This window comes from Prescottella soli (genome assembly GCF_040024445.1).
GTDB classification, from domain to species: Bacteria; Actinomycetota; Actinomycetes; order Mycobacteriales; family Mycobacteriaceae; genus Prescottella; species Prescottella soli.
Genome location: NZ_CP157276.1, coordinates 1,510,182 through 1,526,280, shown reverse-complemented (window position 1 = coordinate 1,526,280; position 16,099 = coordinate 1,510,182). Strand labels below are relative to the sequence as shown.

Sequence of the window (16,099 nt, the reverse complement as noted above, 5' to 3'; positions counted from 1 at the left end):
CACTGTCGGCGGACGAATCACACACCTTGTGGCGCTGTCACACACCATCTCTGCGTCGAGAAGGTGTGTGGTGCCCGTAGAAGGTCTGTGATGGCGGCGCCGCCAGTTCCAGCGGGTTGCTCTGGCCGAGGGTTTTGCCCCATATCGGGCGCTGTGCCATCCTGTCCGGACCGATCGGCAGGGGGCCGGACGGTGGGGGAGTCGACGCAGGGGGATTCTGTTCGATGTTGGTGGACCAGGCAGTTCTACGTGCGTTGGCGCGCGAGACCACGGGGACCTCGGACACGATCGCGGCCACGGATCTGAGTGAACCGATCACGTCGGGGACCGCCGGGATGCCGGGATCGACTTCGGAGTGGGCCGCACGGACGGTGAGCGAGTTCGTCGCTGCATCGGGTCGTGCGCTCGCCGACGGCTACGCCGGTCTCGCGTCGACGGCGTCCGGCAACGCCGACACCTACGAGGTCTCCGACGCGGAGTTCGCGGCATCGGTCGGGAAGGTGCTGCCCGAGTCATGATCCCGTCACGAACTCGCCTGTCGTCGTGGACCTTCGACGCACTGTCCGCCGGAGCGCAGTCCCTGCGCGAGCGCGGTACCGGCGTCGAGGACGCCGCGGTCTCGATCGAGGCGCGGTGCAACGACCTCCCGGAGATCCGGGCGTGGGATGGTGTCGCGCAGGTCGCCGCGGCCGACGCGTTCGGTCGTGCCAAGCGGAAGGCAGCCGACGTCCACGATCTGGCGTCGGCCCTCGGGGCTGCCATGGAGCAGGGGTTCTACGGGCTGGCGGCGGCCAAGAACGCGCTCCTCGGCCGGGTCGCCGAACTGGAGGCCGGGCCCTTCGAGGTGTCCGATCGCTGGGTGGTGACCCTGAAGCCCATCGAGATGTCGGCGGAGTTGGCCGCCGAGCTGATCGCGCAGCGCAACGCCCACCAGACAGATCTCAACCCGTTGATGTTCGCGATGGGCCGGGCCGACGACGAACTGTCGGATGCGCTGCGAGCGGCAGCATCGAAGTACGGCCTCGCGGAGTCGGATCCGCGTTCGAGCCCATTCCCGGGGCTCGCGGCGCTCACTGCCCCGCCGCCCTCCGACGTACCGATGACCGCGGGGCTTCCACTGCTCGACTATCAGCAGCAGGAACGGGACATGGATGCCGCGATCACCGTGGCGCGCACCGAATCCTCTGTCGGCGCCCACGGTGAGAAGACGACTACGGCGTTCATGCAGGACGGCAGTCGGAAGGTGTTCACCGAGTCCAGCACCTTCGCCGGCTCGTGGCAGGAACGTCCCATGCTGATCCAGGAGGACTTCGACCCGGACGGCACCCGCGTGGCGACCACCAGGACATACGAGACCGACGCGGGAAGCAAGGTCACATCGATCACCTACGAGGATCGCACCCGTGTCGAGAGCACCGAGTACCCGAACGGTGAGGTCCGCACCCGGATCTATCCGGAAGGGAAGGAGCCGCGCGAGATCCCTGTGGACAGCGAGTTCTTCACCCATCCGGCCCTGACCACTGCCGGTGGTGTCCTGTCCGCTGTCGAAACACAGTCGGGCAGTGTCATGAAGAATGCGATCCCGCATGTCGTGTCCGACGCCGTCGAGAACCTGCACTACGGGGCGAAGTACGGGGGACCGGCCCTCGCCGTCGGGACGGCGTTGTGGGACGTCTACGCCGCGGATTCTCCGGAAGCGAAGTGCCAGGCGGCGATCGCGGGCGCGGTGGGGACCGCCGGTGGTTGGGCAGGCGGGGCAGCGGGAGCGGTATCCGGGATTCCTCTTGTCGCCGGGGGCGGCGCGGTGATCGGTTCGTGGGTGTTCGGCTGGTTGGGCTCGGAACTCGGAAAGGCCGTGTGTTACTGATGGACATCGGATACCGGCAGGTTCCCACTGCCTGGAAGCAATCCCGGGACAAACGGTGGCTCGGTGGACTTGCTGTGGTCTTCTTCGGAATCTTCGCGATCCTGTGGGGCTACCAAGCAGTCGTCGCGATCGTCGAGGGCAGATACGTCTACGGGCTGTTCTACTTCCCGGCTGCGGTCGCCGTAACAGCGGTGATCATGAACACCCCTGACATGATTCGATCTCGGATGAGGTCGGTGCCCTCAGCAAACGCAGTTCACTGCAACAAAGATGGCGTCGCCTTCAGCCGGAGTCGATGGGCGCGGTGGACGCTCATGACCTACCTCGTAGCGGCGTGTTGGGGGTGCCTCGCGTTCTCGATCGGAATGTTCACGCATGCATACGAATTTCCGATGACAGCAGGGCAGGGACGCTTCTTTCCGTATGTGATCGGAGCAATGGGTGCTTACCTGATCGTGTACTTGTGCTGCGTGTTCACCGGCCAGATTCGAAGTTCGCGGGTCATCTGCACACCCTTCGAAGTGATTGTCCGGAGCACAACGGAGACGCAGTCGGTCGAGTGGGATCGGATCGACAAGCTGGAGCCTTTCAGTATGAGCGGTGGTCCGCGTCATTCCATGATCAGCATGGTCACGGTTGACGGTTCGAAGCCCCAGTCGGATCGGCACTACCGCGGTCCCTTCGCGAGTGCGCTGAAGTCGCCGCCCACGATCACTGTCAAGGCCGATCAGTTCGCCGTCGGTGCGGTGCCGCTGTACTGGTTCCTCCGCTACTACCTCGAGCATCCGGAGGATCGTCCGGAGTTGGCCGACGGGCGTGCCGTCGACCGACTCCTCAGTGGTGCACTTGTGCTCTGATTTAGGAAGCGCTCAGTGCAGCCGGTTCTGCGCCGCCTCGAGTCCGAGCTGCAGCACCAGTTCGACGGCGTCGGCGGCCTGCTCGCAGACGAGGTCCAGTTCCTTGCGTTCGACGCTCGAGAACGGCTTGAGCACGTAGTCGGCGGGGTCCTGGCGTCCCGGCGGGCGGCCGATGCCGACGCGGGCGCGCAGGTAGTCCTTGGTGCCGAGCGACTGGGAGATCGAGCGCAGGCCGTTGTGTCCGCCCTCGCCGCCGCCCTGCTTGAGGCGGATTGTGCCGTAGTCCAGGTCGAGTTCGTCGTGGATGACGACGATGTTCTCCGGCTTCACGGAGAAGAAGCGGGCCAGCCCGGAGACCGCCCCGCCCGAAAGGTTCATGTAGGAGCGCGGTTTCGCGAGGATCACCTGCCGACCCACGAGCCGGGTCTGCACGATCTCGGCGCCGCTGCGCTTGTGGGCGCTGAACTTTCCGCCCACGCGCCCGGCGAGGACGTCGGCCACCATGAAGCCGACGTTGTGGCGGGTCTTCTCGTACTGCGGTCCCGGGTTACCCAGGCCGACGACCACTGCGGTGCCGGTCTCGTCACTCACTGCTCGGGCGTCCTTTCGATACGACGGTGCTCATACGACAGCGGCGCGCCGAACCCGAACCGGGATCGGCGCGCCGCTGGGCGTCTCAGCGCGGAGCTGATCAGGCCTCGGCCTCGGCCTCTGCCTCGCCGGCGGCGGGCTCGGCAGCCTGAGCGGCAACGACGTTCACGAGCAGCAGCTCGGCGTCGTCGGCCAGGGTCGCGCCCTTCGGCAGCGCGACAGCGCCGGCCAGGATCAGGGTGCCGACCTCGGCGCCCTCGACCGAAACCTCGACGGACTCGGGGATGTGCAGAGCCTCGACCTCGAGCTTGATCGTGGTGACCTCTTCGGTGACCAGCGCGCCCGGAGCGGCGGTGCCGGAGACGACGATCGGAACCTCGACCGCGACCTTCTCGCCCTTCTGGACGATCAGCAGGTCGGCGTGCTCGATGTGGCGACGGATCGGGTGGACGACGATCGACTTGGTCAGCGCCAGCTGCTCCTTGCCGTCGATGTCCAGGTTGATGACGACGTTGGTGCCGTGCGCACGCAGGATGGCGGCGAACTCGCGAGCCGGGAGGTTCAGGTGCTGCGGGTCGGTGCCGTGGCCGTACACGACGGCGGGAACCTGGCCGTCGCGACGCGCGCGGCGGGCAGCGCCCTTGCCGAACTCGGAACGGACGGAGGCTACAAGGCGATTTTCGTCAGACATGTGAAACGGCTCCTACAACTCACGTGAGATTTCGTTGGCGGTCGTTCGTCGCGGCGAGAGGCGGACGGACACGGACCGGCTGAAGAGCAGAGATGCTCGAGCAGAGCCGTAGCCGCGTCGATCACGGTGATTCAGCGTGTGGAAGTGCTTCGCGAATCGCCCTCGCCGAGACAACTTGAAACACTCTACCGGACGTTCGGGGCCGGATGTGAATCGGCCCGGTCGGCGCGAAGTGCGTCGACCGGGCCGATTCCGTTCGGGTGTGAGGTGTCAGCCCTTGGCCGCGCTGATGCCGGCGCGGCGGCCGAAGAAGCTGCCGTCACCCAGCGACGCACCGGACGCGTAGCCGCCGGCGCAGACGCCGGAGGTGCAGCGGCCGGCCGCGAACAGGCCGGGGATCGGCTCGCCGGAGACATGCAGCACCTCGGAGTCGACGTTGGTGCGCAGGCCGCCGAGCGTGAAGCCGCCCGTCATGCCGCGCAGGTCGATCGCCGCGAGGGGGGAGCCGATCGGCTTGACCCACTCCGGCTTCTTGCCGAACAGCGGGTCCTCGCCGTTCGCGGCGTGCCGGTTGTAGACGTCGACGGTGGCTTGCAGCGCGCCGGCGGGCAGGCCCATCTCGGCCTCGAGCTCCTCGACGGTCTCGGCGACCCACTTGGGCTGGTGGCGCAGCTGCTCGGTCGCGGTCGGGCGGGTCAGGCCCTCCTCGTAGGCGGCCTCGTCGATGATCAGGTATGCCTGGTTCTCGTTCTCGTACAGCGTGGCCTGGCCCACCCGGCCCGGGTAGGTGTCCTCGTTGATGTAGCGCTGGCCGCGGCCGTTGACCAGGATGCCGCGGATGAACAGCTGCGGATCGCAGAAGAACGCGACCTCGGCGGCGTCCATGTGCGCGAGGTCGGCGCCGAGTGCCTGCGCCATCCGGATTGCGCGGCCGTCGTGCTCCTCGATCGAGGCGGCCGGGCGACCCACCATCTTCGGCGCGAACGACTCGAGCATGGTGTCGTTGTAGGCGAAACTGCCGGTCGCCAGGACGACGCCCTGGCGGGCTCGGACCGCGACGTCCTTGCCGTACTGCTTGGCCTGGATGCCCACCACGCGACCGTCCGCGTCGACGATCAGGGCCTGCACGCGCATGTCGTACTCGGCGCGCACACCCAGTTCGGCAGCCTTGTCGGTGAGGGGCTTCATCAGCATGAAGCCGCCGCCCTTTTCGCCGCCGGACTGCTTGTCCGACATCTGCGGGACGTGACCGCGCGGGGCCGGGGGAATGGTGGCGTTGAACGGCGCCGAGTTCTCGCCGCCGGTGTACTGCAGGCCGTCGTCGAACGGCGGTTCCCAGCCCGGCTCGCCCCAGAAGCTCATCTTGAACGGGACGCCGCACTCGTCGACCAGCCAGTGGTAGTGGTCGACGCTGCCTTCGCAGTAGGCGTCGATCTTCGCCTCGTCGGTGCCCGGGCCGAGAGCGGCCTTCATGAACGCCTTCATGTTGTCGACGGTGTCCTCGAACCCGCACGCCTTCTGGAGCGGGGTGCCACCGCCCATGTAGATGAAGCCGCCGGCCATCGCCGCGGCGCCGCCCCAGCCGCCGGTGCGTTCGAGCACCAGGACGTCGGCGCCCGCCTGGGCCGCGCCGACAGCGGCGGCGGCGCCGGCGACACCGAATCCGGCGACGACGACGTCGGCCTCGTAGGCCCAGTCGGTGACTTGATCTGCAGGAATGGGGCGAATGGGCGTGGCCTCAGCCATACGGTCGTCCTCTCACGATTACGTGAACAATTGTGTGACACAGATCATTTACCTGGACGGAATGCCCATTGGCACACAGTTCCCGCACAGCGGGAACGAACTTTCCGGTCTGTGGATCGGGCGGAACACGAATTGACAGCACCGGTGTGGCGGGCAGGGGCGGTGACAACTGGGCACTGGCGGGGCGCCGCGAGTTATGTGAGCATTGCGAAATAGTTGTCCGAATCGTTACTGGAGAGTCGGATGTGACGAGAGGTTCACGCGAGGCGCGCGACCGCCGCCAGGAATCGGTCGATGTCGCTGTCGGACACGAAGTAGTGCGCGGACGCGCGCACGACGGCGTCGAGTCCGCGGGCGCTCATGTCGAGCAGCGTCGACGACCGGCCGCTCACGGTCACCGTTACGGCGTTGCGCGCCAGCTGTTCTCGAACACTCGCCGGATCGACCCCGTCGACGGTGAAGGTCACGATGCCACAGCGGTCGGTGCCCAGGTCGCGGACGGTCACGCCGCCGAGATCGCCGAGGCCACCGCGCATTCGCTCGGCGCGATCGGCGACAGCGGTTGCGGCGTACTCGATTCCGATGCCGAGAAGGTAGTCGGCCGCCGCGCCGAGGCCGAGTCGAGCTGCGACGTCGCACTCCCACAACTCGAATCGCTGTGCATCCGGCGCCGGCCGATACGCGTCGGGTCCGGTCCACTCGGCGCCGTGCAGATCCAGCGCCGTGGGGTCCAGTGACCCCGCGAGTTCGCCGCGCACGTAGAGGAACCCGGTTCCCCGTGGTCCGCGGAGCCACTTGCGGCCGGTCGCGGACAGCGCGTCCACTCCGAGGGCGGCGACGTCGATGGGGACCTGTCCCACCGACTGGCACGCGTCCAGCAGCACCAGTGCACCGTGGCGGTGTGCCAGCTCGACCACTTCCCGGACCGGATTGATCAGCCCGCCGTTGGTCGGGACGTGGACCAACGACACCAATCGGACGCGGTCGTCGAGCATCCGTTCGAGCGCTTCGACGTCGATGCGGCCGTTGGGGTCGCTCGGCACCGCCTCGACCGTCGCGCCCGTCGCGCGGGCCCGGTGCAGCGCGGTGATGGCGTTGCTGGCGTACTCCACCTGGGAGATCAATATCCGGTCGCCCGGCGCGAACCGGATCGCCGCCACGAATTCGCTCCAGGCCCGGGTGGCGCTGTCCATGAGGGCGATGTCCTGCGGCTCCGCGCCGATCAGCTCGGCCAGCGACACCCGCACCGCGGCGAGGTCGTCGGCCCGTTCGGCGGCCGCGACGTAGCCGCCGACCTCGGCCTCGCGGCGCAGGTGTCCGATCACAGTGGCCAGTACCGGCTGCGGCGGCAGCGACGATCCCGCGCTGTCGAGAAACACCCGTTCCAGACATCCCGGGGTGTCGCGTCTGAGCCGTTCGAGGTCGAGCATCGGCCAATCCTCCCGATCGGTAGCGACGACGGGGAGCGGGCTCTACCCTCGAGGAGGACGCTCGACCGCTCCCGAGGGGAGGATGGCATGGTTGTCGCAGTCGAGTCCACCCGTCTCAGCTCACGCCCGGCAGCGGAGTCCTACGTCGGCGGCGTGTGCTTCAAGCTGGGGCCGCCGAGGCTGATCGGTGCCGAACTCGAATGGCTCACCGAACACCGAAGTCCCTCGTCGACCCGCCCCGACCTCGCCTCCATCGCCGCAGCTCTCGGGCCTCATGCCCCGCGGTCCCTCGTCTCCGATTCGCCCGCGTTCCCGCTGCCGTCCGGCAGCCTCGTCACCATCGAACCCGGCGGTCAGATCGAACTCTCCAGCGCTCCCCGCGACAGCGCCGTCGCGCTCTGCGACGCGCTCGCCTCCGACGAACGAACCCTGCGCGCGCTTCTCGCGACGCGCTCCATCACCACGCACGCACACGCGGCCGATTCCCGGCGGACCGCGCAGCGGCTGCTCCAGCTGCCGCGCTACCGGGCGATGGAGGAGCGGTTCGAGGACATCGGGCCGTTCGGCAAGCTCATGATGTGCAACACGGCGGCCGTGCAGGTGAGCGTCGACGCGGGCGCCGACACCGCGGACGTCGCCCGGCGATGGAACCTGCTGCACGCCGTCGGGCCCGCCCTGGTCGCCGCGTTCGCGTGCTCGCCGCGGCTGCGCGGCATCCCCCCGGGGGACTGGGCGTCGCAGCGGATGCGGACGTGGCTCGAGCTCGATCGCTCCCGCACGAGCGGGCCGTCGGAGTCCGGGGAGTTCTCGGTGGACCCGATCGGCGACTACGCGCGATGGGTGCTCGACGTCCCGCTGCTGTGCGTGCGGCGCGACGGACCGTGCTGGACGGCTCCTCCCGGCGCGACGTTCGGGGACTGGATCGACGGCGCGCTCGACGACGAACTCGGTCGGCGGCCGACGCGCGCCGACCTCGACTACCACCTGACGACGGTGTTCCCCGCGGTACGGGCGGTCGGCCACCTCGAGGTGCGGTACTTCGACGCCCAGCCGGGCGACCGGTGGCGGGTGCCGGTGGCGGCGCTCGAGGCGCTGCTGACCGCGCCGGAGGCCGTCGATGTCGCGCTGCCGACCCGCGGCCGGTGGCGGGATGCGGCGCGTGACGGGCTCGCGGACGGTGACCTGCGCGGCGGGGCGGTCGCGTTGCTCGAGCTGGCGGCCGACTACGCACCGGACCGCGTGCTCGCGTCGGAGCTGGCGGCGGCGGCCCACCGGTGTCGGCGCGGCGAGCGCCCCGGGCGGGAGTCGATGTGAACGGCCTGCGCGAGCAGCTCGAGTCGGCGTTGTCGCGGGCCCGGCGGCGCACCGTCACCCTCACCGACAGCGTCGACGATCCCGACCTCGTGGCGCAGCACTCGCCGCTGATGAGCCCGTTGGTGTGGGACCTCGCCCACATCGGGAACCAGGAGGAGCTGTGGCTGGTTCGCGACGTCGGCGGTCGCGAGGCGGTGCGCAGCGACATCGACGAGTTGTACGACGCGTTCAAGCACGCCCGCTCCACGCGTCCGACGCTCCCGCTGCTCGGGCCCGGGGAGGCCCGGCGCTACGTGGGAGAGGTCCGGGACAAGGTCTGGGACGTGTTGGACGCGAGCAGGTTTCGTGGAAGTCGACTCGAGGAGAACGGGTTCGCGTTCGCGATGATCGCCCAGCACGAGCAGCAGCACGACGAGACGATGCTCGCGACGCACCAGCTGCGTGCCGGACCGGCGGTGCTGACCGCGCCGCCGATCGCAGTCGCCGTCGCTCCCGTGATCGAACCCGAAGTCGTCATTCCTGCGGGCGAGTTCGTGATGGGCACGTCCGACGATCCGTGGGCACTCGACAACGAGCGGCCCGCGCACCGGGTGTTCGTCGACGAGTTCGCGATCGACACCGTCCCGGTGAGCAACGCCGACTACGCGACGTTCATCGAGGACGGCGGTTACCAGCGCAGGGAACTGTGGAGCGCGCGCGGGTGGCAGCACCGTCTCGAAGCCGGGCTCGAGGCGCCGCAGTTCTGGGTCGGCGACGGTGGTGGGCACTGGTGGCGGCAGCGGTTCGGGGTGCTCGAGCCGGTGCCGCCGGAGGAGCCGGTGCTGCACGTCTGCTGGTTCGAGGCGCAGGCGTATGCGCGGTGGGCCGGCAAGCGGCTGCCCACCGAGGCCGAGTGGGAGAAGGCGGCGCGCTGGCATCCGGCCAGCGGACGCTCGCGCCGGTTCCCGTGGGGTGACGAGGATCCCGACCACCGACGCGCGAACCTCGGGCAGCGGCACCTCGGCCCCGCCCCGGTCGGGTCCTATCCGAAGGGCGCGTCCGCGGCGGGCGTGCACCAGCTGATCGGCGACGTGTGGGAGTGGACGTCGTCGCCGTTCACCGGGTACCCGGGCTTCGAGGTGTTCCCGTACCGGGAGTACTCGGAGGTGTTCTTCGGCGGCGACTACCGCGTGCTGCGCGGCGGGTCGTTCGGGACCGATCCGGTGGCGTGCCGGGGCACGTTCCGGAACTGGGATCACCCGATCAGGCGCCAGATCTTCGCCGGTTTCCGCTGCGCGAGGTACGTCTGATGTGTCGACACCTGGGCTACGTCGGTCCGACGCGCTCGGTGCGCGAGGTGATCACGGCGGGGGAGTTCTCCTTGCTGCGCCAGTCGTGGGACCCGCGCGACATGCGCGGCGGCGGCACCGTCAACGCCGACGGGTTCGGTGCCGCGTGGTGGGGTCCGACGCTGTCCCGGTACCGCAGCGCGATGCCGATCTGGTCGGATCCCGCACTGCCCGAGATGCTCTCGCGGGTCCGCTCGCACGCGGTGCTCGCGGCGATCCGTTCGGCGACGGTCGGGATGCCGGTCGAACGCAGCGCGTGTGCACCGTTCGTCTCGGGACACTGGGCGTTCAGTCACAACGGGCGGATCGTCGGCTGGCCCGAATCGATGGCGGGACCGGTGCAGGGACTGCCGCCCGTCGACCTGCTGGGACTGGAGGCGCCCACCGATTCGGCCCTGCTGTGGCTGCTGGTCCGGGACGCGTTGCGGGAGAACAGTCCGGAGGTCGCGCTGATCCAGGTCACGCAGCTCGTGGTCGATGCCGCACCCGGATCGAGGCTGAACATGCTGCTCGGGGACGGTCGGCAGCTGTGGGCCACGACGTGGGACCACTCGTTGTCGGCACTCGTCGACGACGACCGCGCCGTCCTGAGCTCCGAACCGTACGACCGGAACCACAACTGGAAGGAGATCCCCGACGGGCACCTCGTCACCGCGCGACCGGGCCACCTGATCAACACTCCGCTCTGAGCGTCATCCGAGAACGAACATTTCAGATGGGAGAGGAATGAGCGCACCGACCCTCGAGGTCCACATCGCACCCGAGCAGTTGACCGCGGCGCTGCGGTCGGACGCCGCGCGGGGGCTGACCTCGTCGCCCAAGTGGTTGCCGCCCAAATGGTTCTACGACGCGCGCGGCAGCGAACTGTTCGAGCGGATCACCCGGCTGCCCGAGTACTACCCGACACGCACCGAGCGGGCGCTGCTCGAGGCCCACGCGCGCGAGATCGCCGACGTCGCGGTGCCGGAGATCCTCGTCGAACTCGGGTCGGGATCGTCGGAGAAGACGCGGCTGCTGCTCGACGAGCTGGGCGTGCGGGGGTCGCTGGAACGGTACGTCCCGCAGGACGTGTCGGAGAGCGCGCTGCGCGACGCCACCCGACGGATCGCGAAGGAGTTCCCGGAGATCGGCGTGCACGGGGTGGTCGGCGACTTCACCGAGTCGCTGCACCACCTGCCCGGCGGCGGTCGGCGGATGATCGCGTTCCTCGGCGGCACGCTCGGCAACCTGGTGCCCGACGAGCGCCGCGAGTTCCTCGCCGGGATCGCCGACGTCCTCGAACCGGGGGAGCACCTGCTGCTCGGCGTCGCCCTGGTGACCGATCCCGCGGTACTCGTGCCGGCCTACGACGACGCGGCCGGAGTGACCGCGCAGTTCGACCTCAACGTGCTCTCGGTGTTGAACAAACAGTTGGGAGCCGACTTCGACCTGGACCGGTTCCGGCACGTCGCCGTGTGGGATCCGGGCAACGAGTGGATCGAGATGCGGCTCGAGGCGACGTCCGAGATGACCGTGCACGTACCGGATCTCGGCCTCGTCGTGCCGTTCGACGCGGGGGAGCAGATGCGGACCGAGATCTCCGCCAAGTTCCGGGAGGACGGCATCCGCGGAGAACTCGCTGCCGCCGGATTCGACGACGTCCAGACCTGGACGGACGCCGACGACCGGTTCGCGCTGGTCTGTGCCCGCCGCGGCTGACTAGGCGTCCGCGTACGGATCGGGCAGCGTCAACTGCAGGTAGGTCATGTCCAGCCATCGACCGAACTTCCGCCCCACCTCGGGCATCTGGGCGACCACCCGGAAACCGAAGCGCTCGTGGAGGGCGATCGACGTGGCGTTGGACGCCTCGACGCTGGCGACGATCACGTGGACGCCACCGGCGCGGGCCCGCGCGATCAGCTCGGTCATCAGGGTCGTCGCGATGCCGCGGCGGTGGAAGTCGACGTGCACGTACACCGAGTTCTCGACGGTGTGGCGGTAGCCACTCTTGGGCCGCCACACCCCGTACGACGCGTACCCGGCGACCCGGCCGTCGATGTCCGCGACCAGGATCGGGAAGCCGTGACGGCGGCGGTCGTCGAACCACGACCGCCGCTCGTCGAGGTCGGCGGGTGTCTCGTCCCAGATCGCCGTGGAGTTGGCGATCGCCTCGTTGTGGATCTCGAGGATGTCGGGCAGATCTTCGGGGGTGGCGTCGCGGACGAGCATGTCGAGCGGTGTGTCCCTATGCGCCCGCGCTGCGGCGCGCCTTCTCCAGCGCTGCGAGAGTGCGGAGGATGGTCGCCTTCTGGCTGTTGAGGTCGTTGAGCCGGGCACGCGCGGCCAGGCCCTGTGCGGCCTCGGCGAGCTGGATCTGGCTGTCGACCTTGGTGAGCTGGTCCAGCAGACCCGTCACGCGCTCCTCGAGCGCTGCGACGTCGAGCTGCTTCGCCGGGGCGACGGCCGCGGTCGGCGTGGGTGCCGGAGCGGACGGCGCGGTGCGGGGACGGGCGGGTGCCTTCCGCGCCGGCGCGGACTCGGCGTCGAAGGCGCTGACGATACGAGCGGCCTTGGGCCGCATCGACTTGCGGACGAGGGCGGGGTCCGGCGGCTCGGCCAGACGGATCCCGTTCAGGGCCGCGCGGGCGTCACGGGCAGCCACTCGCCACTCGCGCTCTTCGTCGTCGTCCGACTGAAGGGTGCCGCCGATCGGGCGCAGGCCGTACATGCCCATGAACTTGCGGGCCTCGTCGATGACGCTCTCGTGCTCGCGGCACGTTCCGCATCGCGGTTCGTTGCGGAACTCCTCGATCGAGTTGTCGCTTCCGCACCACACACAGGATCCGGGAGTCCATCGGCGAACCGTTTGGCTGTTCGAGATTTCAGGTCCTGCGGCTGGGCTTTCCAGGGTCTGCGCGTCGATCACGACGAGCCACAATAAGGCACCGCTGCGCGCCCGGCTACACCGAGGTCCACTTTTGCCGCCGCGCGTGACCAAACTCATGTTCGGTACCGGCGAGTAGTGGCAAAGTCTTGTGCCACACACGTTCTCCGCTCCTGGTCGCGATCACGCGTTGACGCCGAACGCGCTCGTGAACCAGTCGACGAGGGGGCTCATCGCCCGCCAGGCGAGCCGCACGTGATCGGCCGCCTCACTCGTGCCGAGCCAGTCGGGACACCCCAGATTCGACGCGGCCGTCAACGATCGGTGCCGGAGCAGTTCGATGCGTGGATGGTCGGCTGCGACACCCCGCGGGCGGGTCGCGAGACGGTCGCCGCCGATGTCGTAGCCGCCCGATTCGAGCTTACGCACGACACGCTGCAGAGCGCGTCCGCGGCGCTCGTCGTCGACGGCCTCGCGGTAGCGCGCGAGTTGCTCGGGGGTGTGAGAGTAGTAGCCGCCGGCCACGAACAGCCCGGACGCGTCGACCTGGATGTAGAAACCGACACCCGGGCACGCCTCGACGAACCCGCCCTGATGGGTCTTGTACGGCGACTTGTCCTTCGCGAACCGGACGTCGCGGTAGGGGCGGAAGACCTTGCCGGAACCGAACTCCGGTTCGAGTTCGGCCAGCAACTCGACCATCGGCACGCGCACGTCGGTGTCGTAGATCGATTTGTGGGAGGTCCAGAAGGCCTTGCTGTTGTCGGCCTCGAGGTCCTCGTAGAAGTCCAGTGCGGTGTTGGGGAAACCGGAGAACACACCGGAAACACTACGCCCGGGCCCGGCACGCCAGGGGCGAACCGGGCACGGGCGGTGGAAGGAAACTAGGCGATGCCGTTGAAGAGGGACGTCACCGAGCCGTTCTCGAAGACCTCCTGGATGGTCCGCGCCAGCAGCGGTGCGATGGACAGCACCGTCAGCGTGGGGAACCGCTTCTCCTCGGGGATCGGCAGCGTGTTGGTGGCGATGACCTCCTTGGCGCCGCAATTCGCGAGGCGCTCGGCGGCCGGATCGGAGAACACGCCGTGCGTGGTCGCGATGATCACGTCGCCGGCACCGGCGTTCTTGAGGACCTCCACGGCGCCGGCGATGGTGCCGCCGGTGTCGATCATGTCGTCGATCAGCACGCAGGTGCGTCCGCTCACGTCACCGACGACGCGGTTGGACTTGACCTGGTTCGGGACCAGCGGGTCGCGCGTCTTGTGGACGAACGCGAGCGGAGCGCCGTCGAGGGCGTCCGCCCACTTCTCGGCGACCTTCACGCGGCCGGCGTCGGGGGAGACGACGCAGATGTTGTCGGTGCCGTAGTTCTCGCGGACGTACTGCGCCAACTGGCCCTGCGCGTGCATGTGGTCGACCGGACCGTCGAAGAAGCCCTGGATCTGATCGGTGTGCAGGTCGACCGTGATGATCCGGTCGGCCCCCGCGGTCTTGAGCAGGTCGGCGATGAGGCGAGCCGAGATGGGCTCGCGGCCGCGGTGCTTCTTGTCCTGACGGGCGTACGGGTAGAACGGCAGCACCGCGGTGATGCGCTTGGCGGATCCGCGCTTGAGCGCGTCGATCATGATCAACTGCTCCATGATCCACTGGTTCAGCGGTGCCGGGTGGCTCTGCAGCACGAACGCGTCCGAGCCTCGCACCGACTCCTCGAACCGGACGAAGATCTCGCCGTTGGCGAAGTCACGCGCAGTCTGCGGCGTGACCTTGATGTCCAGTTCCTTGGCCACCTGCTCCGCCAGTTCGGGGTGTGCGCGGCCCGAGAAGAGCATCAAGTTCTTCTGCACGTCGCTGGATATCGCGCTCACTGATCTTCGCCATCCTTTGGTTCTTGCCGATCGGTTTCTTGCAGTGCTCGTGCCGCCGCCTCCGCGGCGGGAGTGCCGGGCCTGTTGCGCTGGACCCAACCCTCGATATTGCGTTGCTTGCCGCCCGAGACGGCGAGCGCCCCCGGCGGAACATTGTTGCGCAGAACGGTGCCCGCGCCCGTGTAGGCGCCGTCCCCGACACGGACCGGGGCGACGAACATGGTGTCGGATCCGGTGCGTACATGCGAACCGACGACGGTGCGACTCTTGTTCACGCCGTCGTAGTTGACGAAAACGCTGGATGCTCCGATGTTGCTGTGCTCGCCGACGGTCGCGTCGCCCACGTACGTGAGGTGCGGCACCTTCGAGTGTGCACCGATGTCGGCGTTCTTGGTCTCGACGAAGGCGCCGAGCTTGCCGGACATGCCCAGGACGGTGCCGGGGCGGAGGTACGTGAAGGGTCCGACGGTCGCGTCGGGGCCGATCACCGCGTCGTCGCCGTGGGTCCGGACCACCGACGCGCCCTCGCCGACGGTGACGTCGGTGAGCGTGGTGTCGGGGCCGATCACGGCGTCCTCGCCGATGCTCGTGCTGCCGCGGAGTTGCACGCCCGGGCGCAGGGTCACGTCGCGGCCCATCGTCACGGCGACGTCGACCCACGTGCTCGACGGATCCTCCACGGTGACGCCCGCGCGCATGTGTCCCTCGAGGATCCGCCGGTTCAGTTCGCTTGCGAGAGTGGCGAGCTGGACGCGGTCGTTCGCGCCGGCCACCAGGTGGTTGTCCGCGATGTGCTGGCCCCGAACGATTCTCCCGGCCCGCTGGGCGATGGCGATGACGTCGGTCAGGTACAGCTCGCCCTGTGCGTTGTCCGCGCTCAGGGACGCCAGCGCGGCGCGGAGCGTGGCCGCGTCGAAGGCGTAGACCCCGGAGTTGACCTCGGTGATCGCGAGCTGCGCCTCGGTGGCGTCGGCCTGCTCGACGATCGCGGCGACCTCGCCGTCCGTGGTCCGCAGGATTCGTCCGTAGCCGGTGGGATCCGGTGCCGTCGAGGTCAGGACGGTCACGGCGGCGGCGGGCTCGGCGGTGTGGGTGCCGACGAGCGCGCGGAGCGTGTCGGCGTCGAGCAGCGGGACGTCGGCCGCGGTCACCAGCACGGTGCCGTCGAAGTCGTCGGGCAGGGCGGTCAGCCCGCAGCTGACGGCATGTCCGGTGCCGTTCTGCTCGTCCTGGACGGCGGTGGCGACGGAACGCCCGAGATCCTTGGCGACCTCGTCGACGGCGGCGGCGACCGCTTCGCGGTCGTGTCCGATCACCGTCACGAGTTCGGTGGGATCGACGGCGGCCGCGGCGTGGAGCGAGTGGGCGAGCATCGATCGACCGGCCAGGGTGTGCAGCACCTTAGGGGTCTTCGACCGCATTCGAGTCCCGGCACCGGCAGCGAGGACGATGACGGCGGTCTGCGGTTGCATGAAGCTCCCTCGAAGTCGATCTACGCTTAGCCACCACGGCGGCCGGACTCGTCGCACACGTTCCGGAAAAGAATA

At 68.9% G+C, this 16,099-nt stretch carries 16 protein-coding genes; 7 read left to right on the top strand and 9 right to left on the bottom strand.

What is annotated here, in order from left to right:
- Positions 1-224 precede the first annotated feature (224 nt).
- The 3 genes from ABI214_RS07095 to ABI214_RS07085 are packed head-to-tail and all read left to right on the top strand — an operon-like array spanning position 225 to position 2,724.
- Positions 225-518 (top strand): hypothetical protein, encoded by a 294-nt coding sequence (locus ABI214_RS07095; protein ID WP_348607889.1) that lies wholly within the window; start codon positions 225-227, stop codon positions 516-518.
- Positions 515-1,867 carry a WXG100 family type VII secretion target gene (locus ABI214_RS07090; RefSeq protein ID WP_348607886.1) on the top strand — a complete coding sequence of 451 codons (1,353 nt, stop codon included), beginning with the start codon at positions 515-517 and terminating at the stop codon, positions 1,865-1,867. Before ABI214_RS07095 ends, ABI214_RS07090 begins: the two co-directional genes overlap by 4 nt.
- On the top strand, positions 1,867-2,724 hold the full coding sequence (locus tag ABI214_RS07085; RefSeq protein ID WP_348607882.1) for a hypothetical protein: 858 nt from the start codon (positions 1,867-1,869) through the stop codon (positions 2,722-2,724). Before ABI214_RS07090 ends, ABI214_RS07085 begins: the two co-directional genes overlap by 1 nt.
- A 12-nt stretch (positions 2,725-2,736) precedes the next feature.
- Here the strand turns inward: ABI214_RS07085 and pth are convergent, their stop codons facing one another.
- The 4 genes from pth to ABI214_RS07065 all read right to left on the bottom strand — a co-directional run bounded on the left by pth (position 2,737) and on the right by ABI214_RS07065 (position 7,182).
- Complete coding sequence (gene pth / locus ABI214_RS07080) at positions 2,737-3,315, bottom strand: aminoacyl-tRNA hydrolase (protein WP_348607877.1); 579 nt, start codon at positions 3,313-3,315, stop codon at positions 2,737-2,739.
- A gap of 100 nt (positions 3,316-3,415) precedes the next feature.
- Positions 3,416-4,006, bottom strand: a complete 591-nt coding sequence (locus ABI214_RS07075) for a 50S ribosomal protein L25/general stress protein Ctc (protein ID WP_348607872.1) — start codon at positions 4,004-4,006, stop codon at positions 3,416-3,418.
- A gap of 270 nt (positions 4,007-4,276) precedes the next feature.
- Complete coding sequence (locus ABI214_RS07070) at positions 4,277-5,752, bottom strand: FAD-dependent oxidoreductase (protein ID WP_348607867.1); 1,476 nt, start codon at positions 5,750-5,752, stop codon at positions 4,277-4,279.
- Between the two features lie 257 nt (positions 5,753-6,009).
- Positions 6,010-7,182, bottom strand: coding sequence for an aminotransferase class V-fold PLP-dependent enzyme (locus tag ABI214_RS07065; RefSeq protein ID WP_348607862.1), 1,173 nt, complete (start codon positions 7,180-7,182; stop codon positions 6,010-6,012).
- An 87-nt stretch (positions 7,183-7,269) separates the two neighbouring features.
- Here ABI214_RS07065 and egtA point away from each other — a divergent pair, with 87 nt between their 5' ends.
- The 4 genes from egtA to egtD are packed head-to-tail and all read left to right on the top strand — an operon-like array spanning position 7,270 to position 11,522.
- A complete protein-coding gene (gene egtA / locus ABI214_RS07060; protein WP_348607858.1) occupies positions 7,270-8,496 on the top strand; it encodes an ergothioneine biosynthesis glutamate--cysteine ligase EgtA in 1,227 nt (408 codons plus the stop codon).
- Complete coding sequence (gene egtB / locus ABI214_RS07055; RefSeq protein WP_348607853.1) at positions 8,493-9,785, top strand: ergothioneine biosynthesis protein EgtB; 1,293 nt, start codon at positions 8,493-8,495, stop codon at positions 9,783-9,785. Before egtA ends, egtB begins: the two co-directional genes overlap by 4 nt.
- The gene (gene egtC, locus ABI214_RS07050) at positions 9,785-10,513 is read left to right on the top strand and encodes an ergothioneine biosynthesis protein EgtC (RefSeq protein ID WP_348607848.1); all 729 of its coding nucleotides are present in this window, start codon (positions 9,785-9,787) and stop codon (positions 10,511-10,513) included. Before egtB ends, egtC begins: the two co-directional genes overlap by 1 nt.
- A gap of 37 nt (positions 10,514-10,550) precedes the next feature.
- Positions 10,551-11,522, top strand: coding sequence for an L-histidine N(alpha)-methyltransferase (egtD, locus tag ABI214_RS07045; protein ID WP_348607843.1), 972 nt, complete (start codon positions 10,551-10,553; stop codon positions 11,520-11,522).
- Here egtD and ABI214_RS07040 read toward each other — a convergent pair whose 3' ends face one another.
- The 5 genes from ABI214_RS07040 to glmU all read right to left on the bottom strand — a co-directional run bounded on the left by ABI214_RS07040 (position 11,523) and on the right by glmU (position 16,024).
- A complete protein-coding gene (locus ABI214_RS07040) occupies positions 11,523-12,032 on the bottom strand; it encodes a GNAT family N-acetyltransferase (RefSeq protein WP_348607838.1) in 510 nt (169 codons plus the stop codon).
- 16 nt (positions 12,033-12,048) lie between these two features.
- Entirely contained in the window at positions 12,049-12,729 is a 681-nt protein-coding gene (locus ABI214_RS07035; RefSeq protein ID WP_348607835.1) for a hypothetical protein, read from the bottom strand.
- A gap of 141 nt (positions 12,730-12,870) precedes the next feature.
- Positions 12,871-13,506, bottom strand: coding sequence for a DUF2461 domain-containing protein (locus tag ABI214_RS07030; RefSeq protein ID WP_348607830.1), 636 nt, complete (start codon positions 13,504-13,506; stop codon positions 12,871-12,873).
- A gap of 65 nt (positions 13,507-13,571) precedes the next feature.
- Positions 13,572-14,552 (bottom strand): ribose-phosphate diphosphokinase, encoded by a 981-nt coding sequence (locus ABI214_RS07025; protein ID WP_280762725.1) that lies wholly within the window; start codon positions 14,550-14,552, stop codon positions 13,572-13,574.
- Positions 14,549-16,024 carry a bifunctional UDP-N-acetylglucosamine diphosphorylase/glucosamine-1-phosphate N-acetyltransferase GlmU gene (glmU, locus tag ABI214_RS07020; RefSeq protein WP_348607824.1) on the bottom strand — a complete coding sequence of 492 codons (1,476 nt, stop codon included), beginning with the start codon at positions 16,022-16,024 and terminating at the stop codon, positions 14,549-14,551. Before glmU ends, ABI214_RS07025 begins: the two co-directional genes overlap by 4 nt.
- Between the last annotated feature and the right edge of the window lie 75 nt (positions 16,025-16,099).